The organism is Pseudomonas umsongensis (assembly GCF_012647205.1).
GTDB classification, from domain to species: domain Bacteria; phylum Pseudomonadota; class Gammaproteobacteria; order Pseudomonadales; family Pseudomonadaceae; genus Aquipseudomonas; species Aquipseudomonas umsongensis.
Map to the genome: position 1 here is coordinate 2569626 of NZ_CP051487.1, position 22214 is coordinate 2591839.

The 22214-nt window shown below is 58.6% G+C and carries 27 protein-coding genes and 2 pseudogenes; 25 read left to right on the forward strand and 4 right to left on the reverse strand.

Annotation, left to right across the window (positions count from 1 at the left end; genetic code table 11):
• Window positions 1-32: 32 nt before the first annotated feature.
• The 23 genes from HGP31_RS11745 (at window position 33) to HGP31_RS11855 (ending at window position 18678) form a co-directional block, all read left to right on the forward strand.
• Window positions 33-467 (forward strand): DUF4054 domain-containing protein, encoded by a 435-nt coding sequence (locus HGP31_RS11745; protein WP_168757778.1) that lies wholly within the window; start codon window positions 33-35, stop codon window positions 465-467.
• Window positions 464-961, forward strand: coding sequence for a hypothetical protein (locus tag HGP31_RS11750; RefSeq protein WP_168757779.1), 498 nt, complete (start codon window positions 464-466; stop codon window positions 959-961). The genes HGP31_RS11745 and HGP31_RS11750 overlap by 4 nt, the downstream gene beginning before the upstream one ends.
• On the forward strand, window positions 961-1380 hold the full coding sequence (locus HGP31_RS11755; protein WP_168757780.1) for a hypothetical protein: 420 nt from the start codon (window positions 961-963) through the stop codon (window positions 1378-1380). The genes HGP31_RS11750 and HGP31_RS11755 overlap by 1 nt, the downstream gene beginning before the upstream one ends.
• The gene (locus HGP31_RS11760) at window positions 1373-1930 is read left to right on the forward strand and encodes a phage neck terminator protein (RefSeq protein ID WP_168757781.1); all 558 of its coding nucleotides are present in this window, start codon (window positions 1373-1375) and stop codon (window positions 1928-1930) included. Before HGP31_RS11755 ends, HGP31_RS11760 begins: the two co-directional genes overlap by 8 nt.
• The gene (locus HGP31_RS11765) at window positions 1914-3044 is read left to right on the forward strand and encodes a DUF3383 family protein (protein WP_168757782.1); all 1131 of its coding nucleotides are present in this window, start codon (window positions 1914-1916) and stop codon (window positions 3042-3044) included. The genes HGP31_RS11760 and HGP31_RS11765 overlap by 17 nt, the downstream gene beginning before the upstream one ends.
• A 13-nt stretch (window positions 3045-3057) precedes the next feature.
• Entirely contained in the window at window positions 3058-3462 is a 405-nt protein-coding gene (locus HGP31_RS11770; RefSeq protein WP_168757783.1) for a hypothetical protein, read from the forward strand.
• Window positions 3459-3905 carry a phage tail assembly chaperone gene (locus HGP31_RS11775; protein ID WP_168757784.1) on the forward strand — a complete coding sequence of 149 codons (447 nt, stop codon included), beginning with the start codon at window positions 3459-3461 and terminating at the stop codon, window positions 3903-3905. Before HGP31_RS11770 ends, HGP31_RS11775 begins: the two co-directional genes overlap by 4 nt.
• A 225-nt stretch (window positions 3906-4130) precedes the next feature.
• A complete protein-coding gene (locus HGP31_RS11780; RefSeq protein ID WP_240963539.1) occupies window positions 4131-5990 on the forward strand; it encodes a phage tail tip lysozyme in 1860 nt (619 codons plus the stop codon).
• On the forward strand, window positions 5987-6607 hold the full coding sequence (locus tag HGP31_RS11785) for a phage baseplate protein (protein WP_168757785.1): 621 nt from the start codon (window positions 5987-5989) through the stop codon (window positions 6605-6607). Before HGP31_RS11780 ends, HGP31_RS11785 begins: the two co-directional genes overlap by 4 nt.
• Complete coding sequence (locus HGP31_RS11790) at window positions 6604-6906, forward strand: phage baseplate plug family protein (RefSeq protein ID WP_168757786.1); 303 nt, start codon at window positions 6604-6606, stop codon at window positions 6904-6906. The genes HGP31_RS11785 and HGP31_RS11790 overlap by 4 nt, the downstream gene beginning before the upstream one ends.
• Window positions 6899-7852, forward strand: coding sequence for a baseplate hub protein (locus tag HGP31_RS11795; protein ID WP_168757787.1), 954 nt, complete (start codon window positions 6899-6901; stop codon window positions 7850-7852). The genes HGP31_RS11790 and HGP31_RS11795 overlap by 8 nt, the downstream gene beginning before the upstream one ends.
• Complete coding sequence (locus HGP31_RS11800; protein ID WP_168757788.1) at window positions 7849-8523, forward strand: Gp138 family membrane-puncturing spike protein; 675 nt, start codon at window positions 7849-7851, stop codon at window positions 8521-8523. The genes HGP31_RS11795 and HGP31_RS11800 overlap by 4 nt, the downstream gene beginning before the upstream one ends.
• Window positions 8520-8885, forward strand: a complete 366-nt coding sequence (locus HGP31_RS11805) for a contractile injection system sheath initiator (RefSeq protein ID WP_168757789.1) — start codon at window positions 8520-8522, stop codon at window positions 8883-8885. The genes HGP31_RS11800 and HGP31_RS11805 overlap by 4 nt, the downstream gene beginning before the upstream one ends.
• Entirely contained in the window at window positions 8885-10144 is a 1260-nt protein-coding gene (locus HGP31_RS11810) for a baseplate J/gp47 family protein (protein ID WP_168757790.1), read from the forward strand. The genes HGP31_RS11805 and HGP31_RS11810 overlap by 1 nt, the downstream gene beginning before the upstream one ends.
• Entirely contained in the window at window positions 10141-10800 is a 660-nt protein-coding gene (locus HGP31_RS11815; protein WP_168757791.1) for a baseplate wedge 1 family protein, read from the forward strand. Before HGP31_RS11810 ends, HGP31_RS11815 begins: the two co-directional genes overlap by 4 nt.
• On the forward strand, window positions 10800-11825 hold the full coding sequence (locus tag HGP31_RS11820) for a phage tail protein (protein ID WP_168757792.1): 1026 nt from the start codon (window positions 10800-10802) through the stop codon (window positions 11823-11825). The genes HGP31_RS11815 and HGP31_RS11820 overlap by 1 nt, the downstream gene beginning before the upstream one ends.
• Window positions 11822-12013, forward strand: coding sequence for a hypothetical protein (locus tag HGP31_RS11825; RefSeq protein ID WP_168757793.1), 192 nt, complete (start codon window positions 11822-11824; stop codon window positions 12011-12013). Before HGP31_RS11820 ends, HGP31_RS11825 begins: the two co-directional genes overlap by 4 nt.
• An 8-nt stretch (window positions 12014-12021) precedes the next feature.
• Window positions 12022-12471 (forward strand): terminase small subunit, encoded by a 450-nt coding sequence (locus HGP31_RS11830; protein ID WP_168757794.1) that lies wholly within the window; start codon window positions 12022-12024, stop codon window positions 12469-12471.
• A complete protein-coding gene (gene terL, locus HGP31_RS11835) occupies window positions 12468-14078 on the forward strand; it encodes a phage terminase large subunit (RefSeq protein ID WP_168757795.1) in 1611 nt (536 codons plus the stop codon). Before HGP31_RS11830 ends, terL begins: the two co-directional genes overlap by 4 nt.
• 67 nt (window positions 14079-14145) lie before the next feature.
• Window positions 14146-16833, forward strand: a complete 2688-nt coding sequence (locus HGP31_RS11840) for an SGNH/GDSL hydrolase family protein (RefSeq protein ID WP_168757796.1) — start codon at window positions 14146-14148, stop codon at window positions 16831-16833.
• A gap of 138 nt (window positions 16834-16971) precedes the next feature.
• Entirely contained in the window at window positions 16972-17619 is a 648-nt protein-coding gene (locus tag HGP31_RS11845; protein ID WP_168759163.1) for a glycoside hydrolase family 19 protein, read from the forward strand.
• A 427-nt stretch (window positions 17620-18046) separates the two neighbouring features.
• On the forward strand, window positions 18047-18364 hold the full coding sequence (locus tag HGP31_RS11850; RefSeq protein WP_168757797.1) for a hypothetical protein: 318 nt from the start codon (window positions 18047-18049) through the stop codon (window positions 18362-18364).
• A complete protein-coding gene (locus HGP31_RS11855) occupies window positions 18361-18678 on the forward strand; it encodes a hypothetical protein (protein ID WP_168757798.1) in 318 nt (105 codons plus the stop codon). Before HGP31_RS11850 ends, HGP31_RS11855 begins: the two co-directional genes overlap by 4 nt.
• Window positions 18679-18756: 78 nt before the next feature.
• On the opposite strand, the gene HGP31_RS11860 is transcribed toward HGP31_RS11855, so the two are convergent.
• The 4 genes and pseudogenes from HGP31_RS11860 to HGP31_RS11875 all read right to left on the reverse strand — a co-directional run.
• Window positions 18757-18903, reverse strand: coding sequence for a hypothetical protein (locus HGP31_RS11860; RefSeq protein WP_168757799.1), 147 nt, complete (start codon window positions 18901-18903; stop codon window positions 18757-18759).
• A gap of 2 nt (window positions 18904-18905) precedes the next feature.
• On the reverse strand, window positions 18906-19226 hold the full coding sequence (locus HGP31_RS11865; RefSeq protein WP_168757800.1) for a hypothetical protein: 321 nt from the start codon (window positions 19224-19226) through the stop codon (window positions 18906-18908).
• A gap of 85 nt (window positions 19227-19311) precedes the next feature.
• Window positions 19312-19521: a hypothetical protein gene (locus tag HGP31_RS11870; protein WP_168757801.1), complete on the reverse strand. Its 210-nt coding sequence runs from the start codon at window positions 19519-19521 to the stop codon at window positions 19312-19314.
• A 1195-nt stretch (window positions 19522-20716) separates the two neighbouring features.
• A pseudogene (locus HGP31_RS11875) lies at window positions 20717-21125 on the reverse strand (site-specific integrase); the annotation flags it as partial.
• Here HGP31_RS11875 and HGP31_RS11880 point away from each other — a divergent pair.
• Both HGP31_RS11880 and HGP31_RS11885 read left to right on the forward strand, forming a co-directional pair.
• Window positions 21114-21218: pseudogene (locus HGP31_RS11880) on the forward strand (glycoside hydrolase family 19 protein); the annotation flags it as partial. The pseudogenes HGP31_RS11875 and HGP31_RS11880 overlap by 12 nt on opposite strands.
• Window positions 21215-21739: a lysis system spanin subunit gene (locus tag HGP31_RS11885; protein ID WP_205896197.1), complete on the forward strand. Its 525-nt coding sequence runs from the start codon at window positions 21215-21217 to the stop codon at window positions 21737-21739. The pseudogene HGP31_RS11880 and the gene HGP31_RS11885, both read left to right, overlap by 4 nt.
• Window positions 21740-22214: the final 475 nt, after the last annotated feature.

Below are 22214 nucleotides of genomic sequence, written 5' to 3' on the forward strand. Positions count from 1 at the left end.
GTGCGGGGCTGTTGTTTTCTGGAGGTTGCACCGTGGCTGAACTGACCATCGACGTGACGCCGGCGATCATTGCTGACTTCCGAGCGTTCTACGAAGAATTTTCCGACAGTGCCGCCTGGTCTGATTCCAAGATCACCAAGGCGCTGTACATCGCACGCGGCGAGCTCGATGCCTGCCGCTGGGGCGACTACAAACCCTATTCGCTCCTGCAGCGCGGATGGTTCGCCCTGGCGGCCCATTACCTGACCTGGAACACGGCAACGACCGACGCCACTACGGCAGGCGGCAGCGCCTCGACACCCTACGCGGTGGCCAGCAAGGGCGTGCGTGACGAATCGGTGTCCTACGCCATCCCGGCGGCGAACGCCAACCTGACGACGTGGGAAGCGGCTCTGGCCCTGACTCCCTACGGCGTCGAGTACCTTCACCTGCGGGGTCGGGCCGGTATGGGGGCCGTCTGCGTATGATTCGGCCGACCGTTAGCCTGATCGGCAAGCAGCAGGTCGAGCAAGCGATGAAGCAACTGGCCAAGAAGCTGGAAGGTGATGCTCGCGTGCTGGCCGGCGTTCCGAAAGGCGCCGGCACTTACGAAGACGGTCTGACCCTGGCGACTATCGCGGCGGTCAACAACTTCGGCTCTGCTGACGGCAAGATCCCTGCGCGCCCCGTGCTTGGCCCGGCCATCGAGAAAGGCACCCCGCAATACCTGCGGCTGGCCGAGGTGATGATTCCCAAGGTGCTCAGCGGTGAAATGACCATGAGCATTCTGCTCGAGCAGATGGGGCAGCTTGCCGAGGGGCACATCAAGCAGGAAATCACCGACCTGAAGGATCCGCCCAACGCAGCATCGACGATTGCCGGCAAGGGTTCCGACAACCCGCTGATCGACACCGGCGCCTTCCGCCAATCCATTCGCTACGTCATCGCCGAGGCAGGCGACCCAATCGAAGAGGGCTTGTGATGGGCTTGAACATGCGCGGCCACGTCAGCGGCCCCTTCGTGACGCACAAGGGCGTTGTCCTAAATCGCTACACCAGCGAGGTCGTGGACTTCGAACCGGTCCTGGCCCTGACCTACAACGACACCTTCAACGCGAACGTGCAGCCGGTCAGCGACAAGGAAATCGAATTCCTGCAGATCGGCGCCGAGCGAATCAACGACGTGCGGGTGATCCACCGCAATGACGGCAAGGGCATCGAGGTTTCGACCCCAGGCAAGCTTGCCGACATCCTGGTGTTCGCCGAGACGCCAGACAAGCCGGTCACCTGGTGGAAGTCCATCGCCACTGATTTCAGGCCCTGGCACAACTTCTGCCGAGCTGTGGTGGCCAAGCTGGACCCGGCCGAGATCGCCACTCTGGAGGCGCACACCGATGCTTGACGAAAAAGCGCTGTCGAAGGCTGTGTGTCGCATCGTTGTAGCTGCGACAGGCCTTCCGGCCAACAAGGTGATCCTCGCCGACAACAACACGGCGGCCCCTGCAGGAAGCTACTGCGCGGTACGCCTGCAAAACCCCGAACAGTTCGGCCAGGCGCTCAACTCGCAACGCAACGTGCCGGCCGAGGATGACCCGCAATACACGGACATCATCGCCAAGGTCGCCACCCAGTTCACCCTGGGATTCAGCATCAACTTCTACCGCTCTGGCGCGATGGGTTACGCCGCAGCGATCTGCGAGGCGAATAAGCGCGAGCCGATAAAGGCCCTCCTGCGAACCGCAAAGCTGGGCTGGTCCCGCGTATCACCGATCAACAACCTGACCGGGCTCTACCAGGCGGCGATGGAAGAGCGCGCCCAACTCACCCTGTACCTCTACGGCGAATCGATTGCCGAAGACCGTGTGCAGCGCATCTATCGCGTGGGGTTCTCCGCGCAAACCGAACAATCTGGCGCCACTGCGCAAGGGGAAGTAAATGGCTTATCCGGCTGAAAGCATCATCAACATCACCACGCTGATCAACTCAGCCGGGCTTGGGACCTCCAACTTCGGCGCGGGAATGGTGTTTGCCGACTTCGATTCGTCGAGTGACGCGACCTTTGCTGAAGGCTCGTTCCGTGACTACGGCTCGCCATCTCAGGTGGCCGCCCAGTTCAACATCGCCTCCGACCCTTACGCCGCAGCGCTGGCATGGTTCTCGGCGGTACCGAAGCCCAAGACCCTGCGCATCTACCTGCGCATCGAGGAAGACACCCCGGTCGAATCGTTCAATGACGCGATCAACAAAGGCATCTGGTTCTATTGGTACGAGTTCGAGACATCGATTCGTGCTGACGATGCTGTTGTGCTGGCCTTGGGTGCCGCTGGTGATGCCGCTGGCAAGTTCTTCGCGTACACGACCAATCAGGCGACGGTGCGTGATCCTGCGGCCACTACCGACATCGTTAGCAAGGCCGTGACCCAGGGCTCGCGCCGTATGCTCGTGGCCAGCCATGCGACCGAACTGTATGAAGGTTTCGAGATTGCCGCCGTGTTCAGCCGCGTCAATTTCAATGCAGCGAACTCGGCCATCACCGGCGAGTACAAAAAGCTGCCGGGCATCGACGCCGAAAGCCTGACCCCTACCGCATACGGTGCCATGAAGCAGAAAGGAGCGGTGTTCTACACCGTTGTCGAGACTGGCGGCGAAAGGGACGCGGGGCGAATCATCAACTCGAAGACCACATCGGCCAACGGCGAATACATCGACGACGTCTTCAACCTGGACGCCTTCACCAACGTCATGACGGTGGCCCTGTACAACGCGCTGACCAAGGTTCCGACCAAGCTTCGTCAAACCCCAGCGGGCCAGCAGGTCCTGATCGACGCTGCCGCTCAGGTCGGCGAGAAATTCATCGGCAATGGTTACCTCGGCGAGCGCCTGTACATCGACGAAGAGACAGGAGAAGAAAAACTGAGCCGCGGCTACCAGATCCTGACCAAGGCTGACGACATCCTGCTGATTTCGGACGCTGAGCGCGCTGCTCGCGGCGCTGCGCCGATCGTCATGCGCATCTTCCGTGCCGGCGCCATCCACACCGTCGACCTGACGGCCAACGTTGAATAAGGGGCGCTAGAACATGGCACTGACTGATCTTTCTGTAGAAAACACCATCGTCGTCATCACCACCGTCGGCGTGATTGACGACTGGGGCCGCACTGACCCGCCCTTCACCGTGGAGCAGATCGACGACAAATCGACCCTGAGCCGCGGCCTGGGCGGGAATGCGGTCAAGTTCACCCGCAAGAACCCGGGGCTGCGCCTGACTCTGAACCTGATGCCGGGGAGTCCGCAGGCTATCGCCCTGCAAGCCATGGTCAATGCTGGCACCGAAGCGTCTGGTTCATATGCCTCGATTGCCGGCCTGGAGGGTGCCGTATTTGCTGAAGGCGTGTTCACTCGCGGCAAGTCGATGGCGCGCGGCGGTCCAGGTATGAACGACGCTACCTTCATCGCCGAGTTCAACAAAGAGGCGATCGTATGAGTGATGCCGCATCGCATATCCGCTCAATCGAGCATGACGGCGTGACCTACCGCTTCGCCATGCCCAGTGCAGAGAAGCAGCGCGCCGTGCTGTTCCGGCTGGGCAAATACGGCGTCGAGCCGATGATTCGCGGGCTGGCCTTGGCCGAGGTTGGCGCGGCGTCGTCCTTCATGGTTGCCGGCGGCATCGTCGGTACCATGCTGTCGCGCATGCCCGAAGATGACTTCAACTTCGTCTGCGACTCCATGCTGGGCAAGCTGTTCAAGGAAGGTTCAGCCACCCCCGTGACCATGGAAGACTTCTCGGGCCGACTGAAGACCTACTTCACCCTGGTGGTGATGGCTCTCGGTAACGTCTTCGAGGATTTTACCGGTCTCCTGACCCTCTTCCAGAAATCTACCGATTCAGCCGAGGTGGTGGGTTCGAGTCAGGAGCCCGGCTAAACCCGGCGGTCGACTGGGAGCTGTGGCGACCATGCACCGGCATCCCCGGCCTGTGCCCGCCACTATGCACCTACAAAGACCTGCAGGACGGCACCTATTCGCTCGGCTGGGTCAAGCGGGCGAATCTGGTCATGGATGAAATGATCTACGCCCGCCACCTGGCCGAAGCCAATCGCCAAAACTAGCCCTGCACTCGCGGGGCTTTTTTATTTCAAGGAGTCGGCCGTGAAGGTCTTGGAATCGTTTCTCATCGCGCTCGGCCTCAAGGTCGACGAAAAGTCGTTCCAGGCGGGCGAGACGGCGTTTGGCAGCCTGACCAAATCAGCCCTGCAGCTTGGCGCTGTGCTGGCGAGCAAACTGGCCATCGACAAAGTGGTCGGCGACTTCAAAAACGCCGGCACCGAACTGAACAACTTCAACAAACTGACCGGGCTCAGCACGCAGAACGTGCAGGCACTCGGTCAGGCGCTCACGGCTCAAGGCGGTAGCGCCTCGGACGCCTTTGCAGCCATGCAGAAGATGCAAGATCTGATGGCCTCGCCAATCACCGGGAACACCGGATGGTTTGGTGACGTGGCAAAGCTTGGGCTCAATCCCGACGCCATCATCGGCGCGCAGGACACGGCCGAGGCAATGGCCAACATTGCCGGCGAGTTCGAGCACATGAGCGAGCTTAATCAGCGCCTGGCTGGTCAGGCCCTGGGGCTGGATGATTCAACCGTGCGCCTGCTGATGCGCGGCCGTGACGAGGTTGAAAAGCAGCTGGATTCACGCGGGAAGCTTGCCGTGATGACCCAGAAGCAGATCGACGATTCGGCCCGCCTGACCAAGGTGAGCAGTGAACTGGACCTGGTATTCACCGACATCGGCAACACCATTGCCGACGAGCTGGCACCGGCCTTTGCCGACATGGCCGAGGACTTCGTCGCCTTCTACCGCGATAACAAGGACCTGGTCGACTCGGGACTGAAGGAGTTCTTTGGCGGCCTGGCCGACAATATTGAACTGGTATCGATCGCCATGGCGTTGTTGGGTGGCGGTGCTGCACTCAAGGGCTTGGCGGCGTTGCGCGCGCTTATCGGACTGGGTGGCTCTGGTGCAACTGCTGGTGCTGCCGCGGCGGCGGGTGGGGCCTCTCTGCTGGCGGTTGCCGGTGGCAGTGCGGCGGCACTGTTCTATTCCCGCAAGCTCAACGAGAACGAAGACATCGAGCTGCTGAATAACAAGCTGAAGAAGGGCGGCACGGAAGCGGCTGGCGCGACAATTGACTTCTTCAGGTCCAAGGGGTGGACGGAAGAGCAAGCGATGGGCATCACCGCCAACATTGAACAGGAAAGCGGCTTCAAGCATGACGTTGAGGGTGACGGCGGCCAGGCTTACGGCTTGGCGCAGTGGCATCCAGATCGTCAGGCGGACTTTGCCAAGTTCTCCGGCAAGGACATCCGCCAGGCCTCGGGCGCGGAGCAGCTTGAGTTTATCAATCACGAGCTCACTCGCGGCAAAGAGAAGGCGGCAGGTGAAAAGCTCCGGGTGACCTCTACCCCTTCCGAAGCGGCGGGAGTCGTATCGAAATACTACGAGCGGCCTGCGGATCACGAAGGTGAAGCTGAGCGTCGCGGTGAAATGGCTGACACCTACGGTCGCTCAGCCCCTAAAGACACTCAGGCATCCAGTGCGCCGGCTGTTGATCTAAGCGACCCCGTTGTTTGGGCCAGGGTCCAGAAGGAGCTGAAGCAGTCTGGAGCGCCGCAAGAAAGCATGCTGGACCAAGCGAAAACATGGCTTGAGTCTCATCGAAAGACGTCTCAACCCCAGCCGGCATACGGCGCGGCTGAAGCATGGAATCCAGCCCAGCGTGAAGCGCCTCGGGAATACACGGTGAATGCGGTTGTTCAATCATCACCCCAAGCGCCCATCACTCCGGCGCAAAGTCAGGCGGCGCCGACTGCCCAGCCATCCTACGTCGACAACCGCCAGTTCAACATCCACGGCGCCGACACCGAGAAGGTCAAGCAGCTCTACACCGAGCAACTGAGCAAACTCACCGAGCAAACGATGCAGGACTTCAGGAGCCCTGAAAAATGAGCCTGATGAGCATCTTTACCAAAACGCTGCCGAAGATCGGACCGCTGGAGTTTGACGCCAAACTCGAAGGGGTAACCAGCAAGTCGGTATACCTCACGCAGTTTCCGGTCGAGTTCGGCGCCAACATGAACGACCACGCGATCCTCCTGCCGAATCGCTACCTGCTGACGGGGGCTGTCTCAAATACCCCTCTCGGCCTGGACCTGAGCGACATTGGCATGATGGGCGTTGGCGCGGTGGCCACTGCGGTTGGTGGCATTGGTGGCGCCGCGATAAGCGCCGTCTCTGCCTATTTGCTGTCAGGCAGCGAAGAGACCAGGGCATCGACGGCCTGGGCATCGCTGACCGCCATTCTGGAAGCCCGCGCCAAGTTCGACCTGGACACTGGCAAGGAAATCATGCGCGACATGATGCTGATCCGCTTGGACGAGCGCACGCGCCCAGAGAATGAAGACGGCCTGGTGTTCATTGCCGAGCTTCAGCAGGCACGCATCGTCCGCTCGAAGGTCGGCCAGGGCGTCACCTCGGCGGATCAGCTCATGAAAAACGACACCGTAACCACGCAGGGCGCGCCAATGGTCACCACCGGTGAAGCTTCGGTCGAGGTGATCCGATGAGCCGATACAAGGTAGCAATCCAGGCATTGCCCGCGCAGACGTTCAGCGCTCGACTGGGAACCAACACGCTGACCATTGAACTGCAATGGATGGCCCGCTTGGAGGTGTTCCGCGTGAACATCCTGACCGCCATAGGCTCAACCCTGACCGCTGGGCGCTTTCTTCTGCCTGGCGTCGACCTGCTCGCCGGCCTGTATCCGCCGCCAGAAATCACTTACGGCTCCCTGACGCTGGAGGGAGAGCAGCCGACCCCTGAAAACCTGGGGGTCGCCAACTTACTGGTGTGGTCCGATGAGTGATGAACTGTTTCTGCGCAGCTACCGGCTGAAGGTTGGGCGGGTCACAGGTTCGCGAGTTTACGAAATGCGGACCGGCGAGATTGTCCCGGGTGACAACGACGGCCTGCGCATCACCTTTCAGGCCACTCACTTCGCCGGCAATGCGCTCAGCGTGGCCGAGATCACCATCTACAATGTGTCCGCCTATGCCGAACGCCAAATGCTCGGCGATGGCGTCACCAAAAAATACGAGTTTATTTCGCTGGAGGCGGGCTATGCCGGCCAGTTTGGCGCGGTATTTGTCGGGCAGATCGTCAACGTGCAGCGGCATCTGGAAGACGGAGGTGCCACTAAAGGCATCCGTTTCTTCTGCAAGTCGTCAGCCAAGGAGCGCGATCAGAACCTGATCAACCTCACCCTGTCGCCTGAAACCGACCCGGTGCAAATCATCGAGGCCTGCGCCGAGCCGTTCGGGGCGGAGATCCAGTTCTACGGCGACTTCTCCGAACTCAAGCGCCGATCGCGCGGCACCGTCCTGCAAGGCAGCCCCACCGCCTGCATGAACGAACTGGCTGAGGCATTCCAGTTCGACTGGATGGTCGAGAACGGCGCCCTGAAGGTTATCAAGCGCGAATTCGCCCTGGCTAACCAGGTGTACGTCATCAGCGCCGGCACCGGGATGATCGGTTCGCCCGTGGTGACTGATACCGAAGTTGGCATCCGCTACGCGCTCAACCCCAAGATCAAGCTCGGCGACACCATCAAGCTGGAATCGATGGCGCCCCGTTTCGAGTTCTCCGGGGCGTTCTTCTACGACATCCCCCGCACGATTGGCGAGGGCTTCTACAAGGTCAACTCACTGGTGTTCGCTGGGGACTCCCACGGCGATCAGTGGGAGGCCCAACTCAGCTGCCTGCGCCTCAGTGCGGCGGCACAGGCCGGTATTTCCCAAAGGGCTACCCGATGACTGATCCGCTCGCCTCAAGAACGCAGGCAGAGTTCACCAAGATGCTGCGCGGCGTTTTTGGCGAGTACCTGAAGGACAACATGCACACCAGCGTTCCGGGGCATGTCCTGAGCTTCAACCCAGTGACCCAGCTGGCTGAAGTACAGATAGGCTTGATGATCGAGGATCACCAAGACAATCAGGCAGCGCGCCGGCCAATCATCTGTGTGCCCGTGCAGTTCTGGGGTGCCGCTGGTGGGACGCTGGAATGCCGTGTTGCCAATGGCACCGAGGGCGCTCTGTTCTTCTCTAAAGAGTGCATCGACTCGTGGGTCGATCAGGGCGGCGTAGCGATCAAGTCCGAGCCGCGGCGATTCTCGATCAATGACTGCTACTTCATCCCTGGCATCCGCTCGATCCCTGGCGCTATCACCAATTTTGCCAACGACGGCATTCGCCTGCGCAGTAATGACGGCTCGGCCTACATCTGGATTCACGACAACAAGACACTCGAATTCGATGGCGTGTCGGCAAATTTCAAGTGCCCAGTCAATTTTGAACAGCCGACCAACTTCGAGCAGGCCGTCACCACCGAGACCACCATTCACAACCAGGGCGTCAGCATCGGCCTCGAGCACGAACACATCGGTGTTGAAGTTGGCGACGACATATCAGGACCGGTGAATCCATGACGGTACGCAAATTAGACACAGACGGTGACCTGGCCATGGGTCCACAGGAATTCCTGACCGGCTACAGCGCCGAAGAGGTCGCGCAAAACGTGCTGACCCGCCTCAAGTTCTTCCTGGGCGAGTGGTTTCTCGACACCGCCGACGGTACCGACTGGTTCGGCAGCGTCCTTGGCAAAGGCTCGGCACTTGCATCGCGTGAGTCGGTGATTCGCCGCCGAATCCTGTTGACCCCAGGCTGCGCTGGCATGACGGCCTTCAGCATGACCACGGACATTGCTACGCGGCAACTCACCGTGAGCGCCTCAATCGTCAGCAGCTCAGGCGACAGCGCCGAAATCAATTATGTGCAGGCGGTTATCTAATGGCAGAAATCACCGATCAAGGCATCACCGGGCGATCGCTCAACGAGTACCTGGCCGACATCAAAACAAGAACGCTGGCGATTGATCCGAACTGGAACATCGACCCTGACTCGCCGGACGGTCAGCGCATCGGCATCGACTCCGAACTACTGACCAACCTGGACGAGGCTGTCATCGCTGCCTACCGCAGCAAAGACCCCGACAGCGCAACGGGCGAAGCCCTGCGCGACATCGGCAAGATCTCTGGCGTGCCGATCCGTGATGCGACCTACTCTGTCGCACCGATCACCGTGGGTGGGCCTGCTGGAGTCGGGATTCCTCAAGGCTCCCAAGTTCGCAGCCGGGTCGATAACACCGTATGGCTGACCACGGCCGCTATCGTCATCGGCGTCGGCATGACGGCCACAGGGTTTGCCATCTGCTCAACCCCGGGCCGCGTCTTGGCGTCGGCCGGCGATCTGACCATCATCGGCACGCCGTTCCCGGGCTGGTCATCGGTCACCAATTCCGAAGCTGCTCCAGGCGACGACGCCGAGTCGGACGAGGAGTTTCGTGCGCGTCGCAATCGTTCGGTTGCCCTGGCCGGCAGCAACATGCTCGACAACATGATCGGCAATATCGCAAACGTGGCCGGAGTGACTGACGTTGTAGTTCTGCAAAATACTAGCGTCAACCCATTCGACGCTGACGGGGTTCCCTATTGCGGCATCGCGGTTATCGTCAACGGCGGGTCGGATGCTGACATTGGTCTGGCCATGTATGAGAAGCACAACCCGGGAACGCCGATGTTTCCGCGCTACAACACCAAAACCAATACGTGGGTGGATGCACCAGGCTCTAGCGGCGTCAAGGTCGACGTGACGTCTCCGGTCACCGGCAATCGAGCTGTTATGACATTCCAGCGCGCTGTCGGCCTGGCGGTTTACGTGGCTGTCAACGTGAAGAAAAAAGGCGATCTTCCAAGCGACATCGCCGCGCAGATTCAGCAGGCCATTGTGGCCGACTCTACGAAAGGGCTGTTTTCCGGCGAATCAACGATCGGCTTCAACAAAAACGGCTATGACATCGGCGAAGTGGTGCCGGTGGGCCGACTCTATACGCCGGTCAACAAAGTGCTTGGCAAGTATGGCGACAGCTACATCGTCACGCTGACAATCGGCCTTAGCGCCGGCGCACAGGGATTGACGCCAATTCAACCTACGATTGCCCAGCTCGCCACCTTTGATGCCGGCAATATCGCAGTGACGGTGACGCCATGATCATGGATCACGTCGCGCGAGCCAGGTCGCGCATCATCAACGAATACCGAGACAAGCCACGCATGGAACGATGGCTAACGATAACGCCCGAGATCGCCAATAAGCACCTTGAGTCGCCGCTGAGTCAGATCTACGCCAGCTATGACGTAGACACCGTAACGGGCGAGCGTCTAGACATCATCGGGCGAATCGTTGGGATGCCCAGGCCAATTCTGCGCGGCGCCGCGTATGACGTGTTTGGCTACGCAGGCAACGATACCTACACCAACTACAACATCTCGCCCTATATCGGCGATGGCGCCATGGTTGACGCGCCGCTGAACAACGATCTGTACCGGAAGCTGATCAAGGCCAAGATCGCCCGCAATATCAGCGACGGCACCGCAGACAGCATCATCCAGCTGGTCGAGATGATCATCGATGTCAAGGTGACAGCGCTGATTGATAACGGCGACAAATCATTTGATATAGGCATCGCCTCGGAACTAGACAATACGACCGAGTACCTGCTGAACAACTTCGACATCATCCCGTGCCCGCAAGGCGCGCGCCTCAACTCGATATTCGTCCTGCCGACCAACATCAGCGAGATCGAGCAAACCTCGCTGCGCGTTTACACCTTCGCAAACGTCACCCTCCCTGGAGATTTAGCCTGATGGCAAGACAGCCTTTCAATACGCGCTGGGCTCAGGGCGTGGAAACCGAGGACAGCCTTAACTCTTTCAAGGCTCCTGGCGATGTTCGCCTTTCAACGGGCTGGGAGGGCGGACAAGACAAGGATGCGCCGCCGGCCGGCCAGGAAAACTGGTGGCACAATCGGGTCGATAGCGCACTGCAGGATCTGGAGCGGCGGGGTGTCATGACCTGGCACCCTCAGGCGATATACGACAAGGGCGCGCCATGCTACGCCGATGATGGCTACTACTACGAGTCGCTTTCAGACCTTAATTCCGGCCATAACCCATTGTCCAGTTCGGCCTTCTGGCGTCAGCTTGGCCAGTCGCTGTACTCGAGCTTCAGTGTCGGCGAGTACAAGGATGTTGCGCACAACGGAACACCCGACTCTGGCTGGCTCAAGTCAAACGGCGCGCTACTGTTTCGCACGGCGTACCCGAAGTTGTTCTCAAAAATTGGAACAACCTACAACGTCGGCGGCGAACTGAGTACGCAGTTCCGTCTGCCGGACTGGCGCGGCGCCTTCCCGCGCTGCCTGGATGACGGGCGCGGGATCGATGGCGGCAGAGGCCTGAACAATACATTGCAGCCCAGCCAGAACCTTTCGCACGCGCACTCAGCCAGCAGCTCGAATGTAGGTGATCACGCTCACAGTGCTAGCAGCGCTGGAGCTGGCGGCCACGCTCACAGCGCTAGTAGCGCTGGAGCTGGAGGGCACACGCACGACACCGCAATCAGTCGCGAGCGAATTACGGCAGCCTTTGTTCCGTCAGGCGGCAACGCAGTGTTTGGCGACCAAGAAAGCGATGGCACGAATACCTTCACTAGCTCCTCGGCGGGCAATCACGCTCACGGGATCACCGTGGATGGCGTAGGCGATCACGCTCACGGGATCGCTGTTCAGCCGGCCGGCTCGCACAGTCACACGATCAGCATCGGCTCCAATGGCGGCGCCGAAGCCCGCTCAACCAACCTCGCGCAAGTTCGATGGATTCGATACCTATGAGCCAAAAGACGGTTTATCAATACGACGCCAGTGGCTGGTACATGGGCGAGACGCTGGCCGATGCCGACCCGGTGGTGGTCGGCAATTGGCTGCTTCCGGCCCGAACCACTGAGGTCAAACCACCATTGTTCACCGGCGGCAAGATGCCGAAGTGGGCCGGCTACAAGTGGAAACTCATCAACCCGTAGGTGTAGATATGGAAAGACCTCGCAAGCGCCGCTTCACCGACAAGATGGAGGCGTTTTGCCTCGTCTACATGGAGACGAACAATGCTTCTGAGGCCTACCGTCGTTCCTACAACGTCACAAACATGGCGGACAAGACGGCTGCTCGAGAGAGCTGGATCGTCCTGCAAAAGCCGCAGGTTCAGGCCCGGATCGCCGAGCTAAGGGAAGCAGTCATGGATAGGCACCAGATCACCGTCGATACGTTGCTGGCGGAACTGGAGGAGGCGCGCACGGCCGCCCTTGCTGCCGAGACACCTCAAACATCGGCCGCCGTCTCGGCCACCATGGGCAAAGCCAAGCTGCTCGGCCTGGACAAGAAGATCGTTGAAATCACCGGCAAGAATGGCGGTGCTATCGAGACGAAGTCCCGCGTCACGGTCGACAAGAAGACCCTCGAATCTGTGCTCGATCGCCTATGAGTGCGCTTCTCGACTGGGATTCAATGAGTCGGGAGGAGAAGGAAGCGTCAAAACTGATCAGCGAGCATTCCCCGCTTGCCTTCATGCGCGTCTTCTTCCAGATTAACCAGGGGATGAAGTTTCTTTGCAACTGGCACCACCGCTACATGGACTACACGGCCAAGCAGGTTCTGGCCGGCGAGCTCAAAAACGTCGTCTTCAATATGCCCCCAGGCGGCACCAAGACTGAATACTGGTCGATCCACCTGCCAGCCTACGTAATGACCAAGTTCGACCGTACGCGCAACCTGAGCGTGTCCTACTCCAAATCTCTGGTCGAAGAGAACTCCAACCGCATCAAGTCGATCATCACCAGCTCCGAATACCAGGAGCTGTGGCCCTGCGAACTGGGCAAGGCCGACGTGGCCAACTGGATCATCACCGACGAGAACGGGCGCAACAAACACCAGATCTTCAGCCGCTCCACCGGTGGACAGATCACTGGTGTGCGTGGCGGCTATATCTCCGAGGGCTTTACTGGGTTCATCAACCTGGATGACCCGGAAAAGGCCGACAGCGCATTCAGCGCGACCATGCGGGCCAAAGCCCAGCGCATTGTCACCAATACCCTGCGCAGCCGGCGCGCCTCACCTGACACGCCAGTGATCTGCACCCAGCAGCGCCTGCACACGGATGACGTTTCGGGCTTTCTGCTCAAGGGCGGCATGGGCCTGGACTTCAGCCACATCAAAGTCCCGGCCCTTGTCACCCGCGACTATATAGAAGGCCTGCCCGCAGAGATCCGCGAACACGCTGAACGTGACGTTTTTAGCGGGCCCTCAATCGTCCGTGGGGGCGTCGAATACTGGTCCTACTGGCCAGCCAAGGAGACGGTCGCCGATCTGATGGCGCTTTGGGATCGCGACCCTTATACCATGGTCAGCCAGTACCAGCAGGAGCCGGTGGCGCTGAGCGGCGGCATGATCGATGCCGACTGGTTCAAGACCTACCAGCAATTGCCTTACCTGGTCTGGCGCGGAGTGTACGTCGATACCGCGCAGAAGACCGGCGAGCAACACGACTACTCGGTTTTCAGTCATTGCGGCCTGGGTGTCGACGGCAACCTGTACATCATCGAGGTGTACCGCGGGAAGTGGGATGCTGGCGACCTTGAGACCGAAGCTCTGCGCGTTTGGCAGAAGTGGAAGGATTGGGATCAGTTCCGTCCGGCAGCTCTGCGTTACATGCGTGTCGAGGACAAATCGAGCGGCACCGGCCTGATCCAAACCATCAGCAAGAAGGGTGGGATACCGATCGAGGCCCAGCCGCGCGGCCCGGCGGCCAACAAAGTCACCAGGTGCATGGATGCTGTGCCCTGGCTCAAGTCGGGCCGGGTGTTCGTGCCAGCCATCTACGACGATCAGGGTTGCAAGATTGAGCACGTTCGCGACCACCGTGGCGAGATCGTAGCCTCCACCGATTGGGTTGCGCCTTTCCTCACAGAGGCCTCGGCCTTCACGGCTGACGATACCCATGCGCACGACGACCAGGTCGACACCATCTTCGATGCGGTCGCTGACATGTTGATCAGCAATGGCGGCGAATTCTTCTCCAGTAACTGGCTGTAACCCCAACCGAAATCTTTCGCGGACCAAACCTGGTCGCGCTCATTAAATTCGCCCCAAGGAAATACACATGGCAGACCAGACCCAGCGGCTAGATATTGCCACGGTAAAGGCTGAGATCGGCAGCGATATTCTTTCGCGGTTTTCGAATGACGCGGTGACGGCTGACCCTATCTCTACGGACTCGGGCACCATCCCGAACCTGAAACAGGTCATCGTCAGCATCCAGGAAGGTGGCGCGGAAAAGATCAGTTTCGCCTCGACCATTTACTCGACGACCGCCGCCGGCATCGCTGCAACCACAAACGGGGCGATCTTCCTCGTGAAGTCTGATGAGGCTGACGAAATTTATGCTGTATGGCAGAACTCCAGCGGCGTAGCGACTGATACCGGAAAGCGCGCCATGGCGGCGCAGGCAATTCAAGATGCCATGCAATCCGCAACGGAGGCAGCACAGGCAGCAGAGGATTCCGCTGATCTTGCTACGGGACGAACCGCTCGCTTCCTAGTGTCGGTTGCTACGCCTCCGGTCATCCGCGACGACGGCACGCCTTTGCAGCTTGGCGATCGTTACGTCAACACCGAAAACCAGGCTGAGTACATCTATAAGTCGTCCGGCTGGATTGTGAATGAAAGCCTTGAGGCCATTGCGGCAATCAAGGACGACACCGATCCAGCCAATGGCGCGGCGCAGGTTGGCTGGGACGGAGAGACTGTCGGCGCCCAGATGAGCCTGTCTAAGAAGATTGCGGACTATGCCGCGTTGCGGGTTTATACAGGCACAGCAACTGGCTTTAAAATCACCGATGCCAACTTCTCCGGCAATTTCATTTTAGATCCTTCTGACACGGTCTCAGCGGATGACAAGTCCACAGTCATTGTTGGGGCAGCAGGTCGCCGCTATAAAAGGATTTATGATGGAAGAATACAGGCGGCATGGTGCGAAGGTGCAAGCGATTCTGCAATAATACAGGCGTCGATTGATGCCGCTCTGCGCGAGGGAAAATCAGAAGTAGGCATAGACAGGGATTACATCTGCGATACTGCGCTGACAAATCGGACCAATATACGGTTTGTTGGGGCTGGATCGTTATCAGGGGATTCCTGTTATCGAGTGAGAGTTATGCCAGAATGGGCGCCTACTGGGCGTGAGCCTTTCCAAGATCTGATCCCTGCTCAGCACCTGCGTGCCTTCTCAGCAGCTCCGGCACCCACCGTGGTTATCGTCGGAAGCTCTACAGGTGGATGGGCTGCCGACTCTATCGACACTGGAGGCGGTGTCACGCCAATGCTGCAAAGATTGCTTGGCAAATACAATCCAGAAAAAAACATCAGCTTTTATAACCGATGCATTGGGTCTCAGACCTTCGCAGCCCTTAATAGCAAGCCAACGTCTTTTCCGTCCTGGTACACGGACACCGGGCGAGACTGGCTTCAGTACATCGCGGATCTTGCGCCAGATACCGTGTACATCATCTGCGGGAGTAACGACAGCTCTTCGGCAGAGCGCCCCGTCATCAAGTCCATCCTTGATAAGTTGGCTGCGTTCGCCAAGTCGCCTGATGTTGTTTTCTTCACACAGCCGTCAGTGTGCCCGGACCCTGACCCAGCTTTTGCATCGAGCGGAACACGCGCCAGTCAAGAAGGTCGCGACTACGCTGCGGGTCTGGTTCGTAGTATGGCGCGGTATTACAAGAAGGGTCTGATCGACGCCAACCGTATGGGCGGCATCGTGCTGGATGGACGCGACATTCTCGACAATGCGTCGATGCGCATCCTTCCATCAATTCCGGTTACATCGGGTCGATTCGCCCCCGGTCTGTCAACGATTGATTTCTCAATGAGCCTTAATTTCAACGGGAGCGCCGCGGCCAATGACGCAGCGTTTCTCGTTGGCGCCACCAACCCTGTTTTCGTCAAGACGGGGGCGGTCGGCGCGAACTCGGACTCGGGGGATATTGCCTACATCCAAAAAACCGCTGAGGGTTTCCTAAGAGTCCAGCTGTACAGCGACGGCCTTTACCAGACGCTCACTACCGGTGTGGTATTCCCTACAACATCTTTCACGCTGGACGTGATCAAGGTTGGCAACGTACTGACCTTGAGCTTCAATGGCTCGGAGGACATAGCGCGAGTCAGCTTCAACATCATCGCGGCGGGCGGCGAGATGTATCCGCGAACCGGTTACTACAACCTGACTTCTGGGCCGTGGACGTCGGTGGTACTCAACGTTGGCCTGCCAAAGCTGTACAAAAAACTGCTTACCTCGCAAGAGGCGTGGGGCCTGCCAAATCCTGCGGCGTCGCGGCAGATGCCTTACGGTGGCAACGGTTTGAATCACCTAAGCAGCCTGGGCACTCGCGAGATTTACGGGCGAGTCATGGACACCCCGGCGCTGAGGGGTGTGAACACGGACTTTGGAGAATATAGCCCTGGGCTTACCCCAGGCACTGGGACGCCGACAGTCACAGCGCCAGTAACCTGGGCGTGGACGCGAAACGGGAATATCGTGCATGTAGACGGCGTAGTGTCCGTTTCGCTGGCTTCGGGGAGCACCTGCTCGTTTTCGGCAACACTGCCAATAGTCCCTGCCGTTCTGAATCAAGACAAGACTATCGCCTTGATAATGTCAACCGGTGCAGGGCAGACAGGCGCCGGCTTTGGCGATCCAGCCAACAAGGTTGTGCAGATAACGCTACAAGGAGCATCGCCGACAGCTGCAAAGTACCGCGTGATGCTCTCTTATCGGCTTTCCTGATTGAGGCTGACAGGAGGCCAATCGTACAAAGTGCCTAGCTCGATTTGACCCGCCGCAACAACCAGCCGCCTTAAGCGGCTTTTTGTGCCTGAAGAATGCCCGCCACTGCGCGGGCTTTTTCATGCCTGGAGAAAAGGAATGCCCATAACCCAGCAGCAACTGCTGCAGATCCTCCCGAACGCCGGCCCAGTTGCCGGCGTTTTTGTGTCCGCGCTAAATGGAGCGATGGCGCGCTTCAATATTCAAGGTCGGTTGCGTGTTGCCGCGTTCCTGGCGCAGATCGGTCATGAGTCCGGCCAGTTGCGCACCCTGGTCGAAAACCTGAACTACAGCGCTGATGCTTTGATCAGGACTTGGCCGAAGCGGTTCAACCTGGTGACGGCAACCAGTGTTGCTCGCAAGCCCGAGAAGATAGCGAACATCGTCTATGCCTCGCGCCTGGGCAATGGGCCTGCCGTGACAGGCGATGGTTGGCGATATCGGGGTAGGGGGCTGATTCAGATCACCGGCTGGGTTAACTATCAGGCGTGCGGCTCGGCCCTGAGCCTGGATCTGCTGGCAAAACCGGAACTCCTGGAGCAGCCGGCTTATGCTGCGCTTTCTGCCGCCTGGTTCTGGTCGAGCAACGGCCTGAATGAATTGGCGGATGCTGGCCAGTTCGAAGCGATCACACAACGCATCAATGGCGGGCTCAACGGGCAGGCGGATCGCCTGAAACTTTGGGGTAAGGCGACCGCGGTGCTGGCATTGCAGGCGGCGGTGACGAACCGAACCCCCACCGCTTAAGATTGAGGTCCCGGCCTACTAATGCAGAGAACTGAATCGATGACTAATGAATATATTTAAGACCTCCGCGACCTGATCCAAAGCTACGCCGCCGGCACGACCCTGGGCGAGTCGCAACATGACTACGGCTAAGTCGGCGGCCAGCTTTACGGGTACTTTCACCTAGACAAAATTGACTCCGATGCCTACTACGCGCTTCGCAGCGAGGCCAAGGCGGCCTTTGAGCAGGCGGGCGCCCAGCTGAATGCCGACGCGTAGTGGCGTCACTGTCGATAAGATGATTTATGTTGAATAGATGCCTCCCGTATCGCAGGGAGCGGGGGTCCTTTTTGAGGTCGCGACACCCAAATTGTCGGATTTGGGCGACCAAACCCGCTAAAGTAATTTCGACGCCCCCACCCCTCACTGCAATGCGGAGCCTTTGCTTGTGCCTGACTCGTGCCCTAACTACCTTGCCAAGATGTTGCCTTCGTTGAATCCCGCAGAAGCGGCAGAACTTGTTCCCTCGGTCGGCGCGCTGAAGGCACTGGGATTGGAGGACAACTCCCAGTTCACCGCCGCCCTGTATCTGATGGAAATGCTAAAAGCCACCACCGAAGCTGAGCTGGATATGCATATGAATCAGGGCAAGGGATTTGCAGAGGGGCTTTCATGCGCCAAGCAAATAAGCAGTTCGATGTGTGTGTCGCTATGTGACCTGTTCGATGAGGCCGCCCAACGTGGCCGGCTGAGGATAGCGGCATGAGCAAACCCCTGTCCTACCGTGGCCTGGCCGACCTGACCCTAATCTTCGGCGAGACGTCTGAGCTCGGCTGCACGGTCGAGCGCCGAGGCGTCGACGTGGTGGTTAGCCGTCACAGCGCCGGCGCGCCGGTGTCGGTGCTGGTCGACCGGCAGCTGGGCGCCGCCCTGTTCGAGGCGCAAGGCATCCGCCGTGCCGCTCTGGTGCTGTCGGACGGCACGGTGTTTGCCGGCCGGGTGCTGGAGGTTGCTGAAACGGGCGATTACTTCGAGATCGCCGCCGGCTCGCTTGCGAGCCAGGTGGGACGTTATGCGTAACGACAAAGAGCTGCTGCCCGGGCTGGTTTTGCCGCCGGCGTATCAGGCGGCGCTGCGCAAGTGCCTGACCGATATTGACTAGGCCGAAAGCGCAATCAATTGCTTGATCACACGGCGCGCCAAAGGCATGGTGGAATACTTGAAGGGCGGCGTTGTACCGTCAAACGAGTGGTCACTGGTGTTATTGACCAGAGAGTTGGGCATGCGGGAAAGACGCCAGCACATGTTCAGCTCCTCTGATTGCCTGCTTGCAGCTCGCGAATGATCCTTTCTTTTTGATCCAGGACCAGTGTCAGGCGTCGGATCTTGAAAAGCTGGTCGGTGGTTTCCGCCTCCAGGTTCGCCATCCATGCCAGCTTCTTTTGGAGTTCGTTCGATAGCTGGTCGTTCATTTCAACCAGGGTGGAAATATTTACCTTTGCCGCCTGCAGCTGACGCTTTAGATCCTGGACGTCTTCCTCGAGCATGCTTGCGTAATGCTTGACGGTTTCCAGCCTGGTCGGACTGCCGAGCCAATCGCTTGTGTCTTCAATTTCGTAGAGGTCCACGATTATGCCTTACGGATACTGTTTGGATATACAGTAAACGAGCCCGGGCGCGATGGCGAATGGCGGCGACGGAATGCAAAGTAGATCAATCAGGCGTCATCAGCACTGCGAGCGTCAGCTTGATGAACTCTTCATTTTTATCGATCGTGTCCAAGGCACCGCGAACGTTATCGGCGACGTCGGCGGCGCCACGCTGCTCGACCCAGTTGGAAAGCTCCATGATGGCCGCTTCGAGGGCGAGCTGGTTTTCATTGATCTTGAAGAGCAGGGAAGGGAGTAGGTCTGAGTTGGGCATCGCGAATCCTCCGTGAAGAGGTAAGCGTAGCATCATGAGGGGTGGGTGGATGCCGGGTAGGAAGTCTCAGAAAAAGCAAAGCCCCGAAGGTTCGCAACTCCGGGGCTTCTATTTTCGCCCGCATCCCTTAATGCCTGGCGAACGTGGCGGCGAGAATACCAGCGTTGAATCGGTGATTCACTACTGCGATAGGTGGATTGTGCTCGATCGGCAGAACGCCGAAATGCAGGGGCTTTCTGGTCGAAAGCCTGTAGGGACTTTTGCGGGGAAATGTAAATCACGGTTAAGTACGGTACGGCATCGATTGCAGTGGGCGCCGTTCCAAAGGGCTGATCTGTAAAGCTTTTTAGCGCCCTTGCAAGCATGGGGTGCTAGGGGTCGAGTGTTCGAATCACTCCGTCCCGACCATTTATTCTTTAAGAAATCCAGTCGCTTAGCGGTGACTGGATTTTTTATGGCTGATCGTTTTCTCGCGGAGCTGATTTTTGCCCCACTTTTTGCCCCACTGAGGATTTAGATCATCCGTTGGTGTGAGTTCACGCCGCTTTTGGCCCTTTTTCGCGCCGCCTTTGGCACCAGTCCTGTCTGATATTTTTCTTCCTTTCTCAGTTTTTTCGCATGTCAGATAGCCTTGCCAAACGGCCTGTTTCCGGGCGATTAGGGCGTTTTTCCTCACCTGCGCGACGCGAAACCCTGGAAGCTCAGTTCCGATTCTTCGTTCTTAAAGGTCACCATCCAAAATCAGCGAAACCGGCTGTACGTCACGCGGGCCGTGCCTTTGAAGACAAACGGAAGCAGCGAAAGCGGGACTTCCGATTGTGCGCTAGGGAAACGGAACAGGGCGCGGGGAGGCGGGGAGGGTGGTTGGGCAATCGCCAGGTCTGCGGAAGGTCTCTAGTCGCCGGCCGAGCCCTTTGATTACAAGGCCCAGGGGCCGATCTGGAATCAAACCATCGCGTCCGCGAGCCTGACTCATACCTCCAAATTCGACGTTTTTGGGCGCAAACCGCAGTGCCAAACAGACCGCAAATTCACCCGACTTTTTGCTGTTTTGGTGACAAACCATTTTGCAGGTAGTTGGCACCGATTGAGTGCCGCTGAACCCTCGAAAGATCCGTCGGCCGCGGCTTCTGGCGGTCAGCTCGGAATCTCTTGCAAGGTCCTGGTCGGTGCTAAATCCGCTGCTAACTCACAGCACTTCGTGAAAGCCCGGCATTTCCTCTTCTTTCCATTCCGCATAACAGCCAGCAAGTGCCCGCGCCTCTTTAAAAGAGCGCGTTAGAAAGCAATCCTCAACCTTCGTCCAGTGCTCTTTAGTCTGCGCCTGCTTCTGCAGCGGTCGTTGCGGCTTGCGATGAATCAGGAAAGGGGAGGCGATGTTGTCCTGGCAGCGGGTTATGACGGTCTGCAGCTCGTCAGTCACCTTGAAACGAATCCACGCAGTATCACTGGCCTTGGCAGTTTTCTTTTGTACCAGGTACAGGAAGCCATCCAACACCGTCAAAGCGCATGTCCAGAATATCGGAGCGACGTTGAGCAGTGATCAGCGCCAAGTCTATGGCGTTGCGCAGCCAGGGTGGTGCCACCTCCCTGACGCAGACCAGTTCGACAAGATCACCCGGCGCATCAACGGCGGCCAGAACGGCGCGGTCGATCGGCAAGCGCTGTACGCCTGGGCGCTCAAGGTGTTGGCGTGAAGATCGATGCGGTGAAGTGGGGCGGGGTGCTGCTGTTCATCCTGGTCCTGATGGCTGGCAGCGCGTGGGCCGCATGGGCGTGGCAGGTCAACGCCTACGGTCAGCAGTTGGCCGCCCAAGAAACCGCCCGCCAAACCGAGCGCACCCATCTGGCCAATGCCAACTCCGCGCAAATCCTTGCAGAGCAGGGCAAGCGTCTCGCCCTGGAACAGTGGCTGGCAGCCAGTGACCAATCCCATTATCGAGCCCTTACCGATGAGAAAACGAAACAGGCACGCCTACGTGATCGTCTTGCTACTGCTGACCTGCGGCTGTCAGTCCAACTCGACGCCGCCACAACTGGTGGTAACGCAGTGCAAACCACCACCTGCACCAGCGGTGTGGTTTATGGCGCCCATAGAGCCAGACTTGACCCAGCGCATGCTCAACGAATTATCGGAATCACCGGCGACGGCGACCAAGGATTGATCGCGCTGCAGGCCCGTCAGGCCTACGCAAAAGAAGTCTCAGGTACGAAATAAAAGGAGTGGTCTAATTTGGATACACCCACTATGTGAATCAAGGAATACTCAATTGAAGTACTGTCGATCCAGTATATGTGCCGGGTGGCTTAAGCCCCTTGTAAGAAGCATCTATCCATACTGGGTTGGAACCGCGTACATCAAACGTTGCAGAAGATCCTTCGCCGGCGAGGCCCAGCACTACTGTGCCAGCTCCATTCAAATCAACCTCACCCTGTTTTTGGATCTCTAGACTAACAGTAGTGTTTTCGCTGCATTCGATATAAGTATAAGCTCCGCCGGCTTTAACTTCGGTGGTTGTGCCTGTCAAGTATATGTTAGCAGCAGTTGCTGAGCATGTGACAGGAGGTGGGGTGGGAGGGGTAGTAGCCATATCGTATGAGATATCGAACCAACCATAGTATCCAGGTTTTACGCAGCGGAAGTCGAGAGACTCTCGAGTGTTTACAGGTGCACTGCTCCGACGAATAGAAGC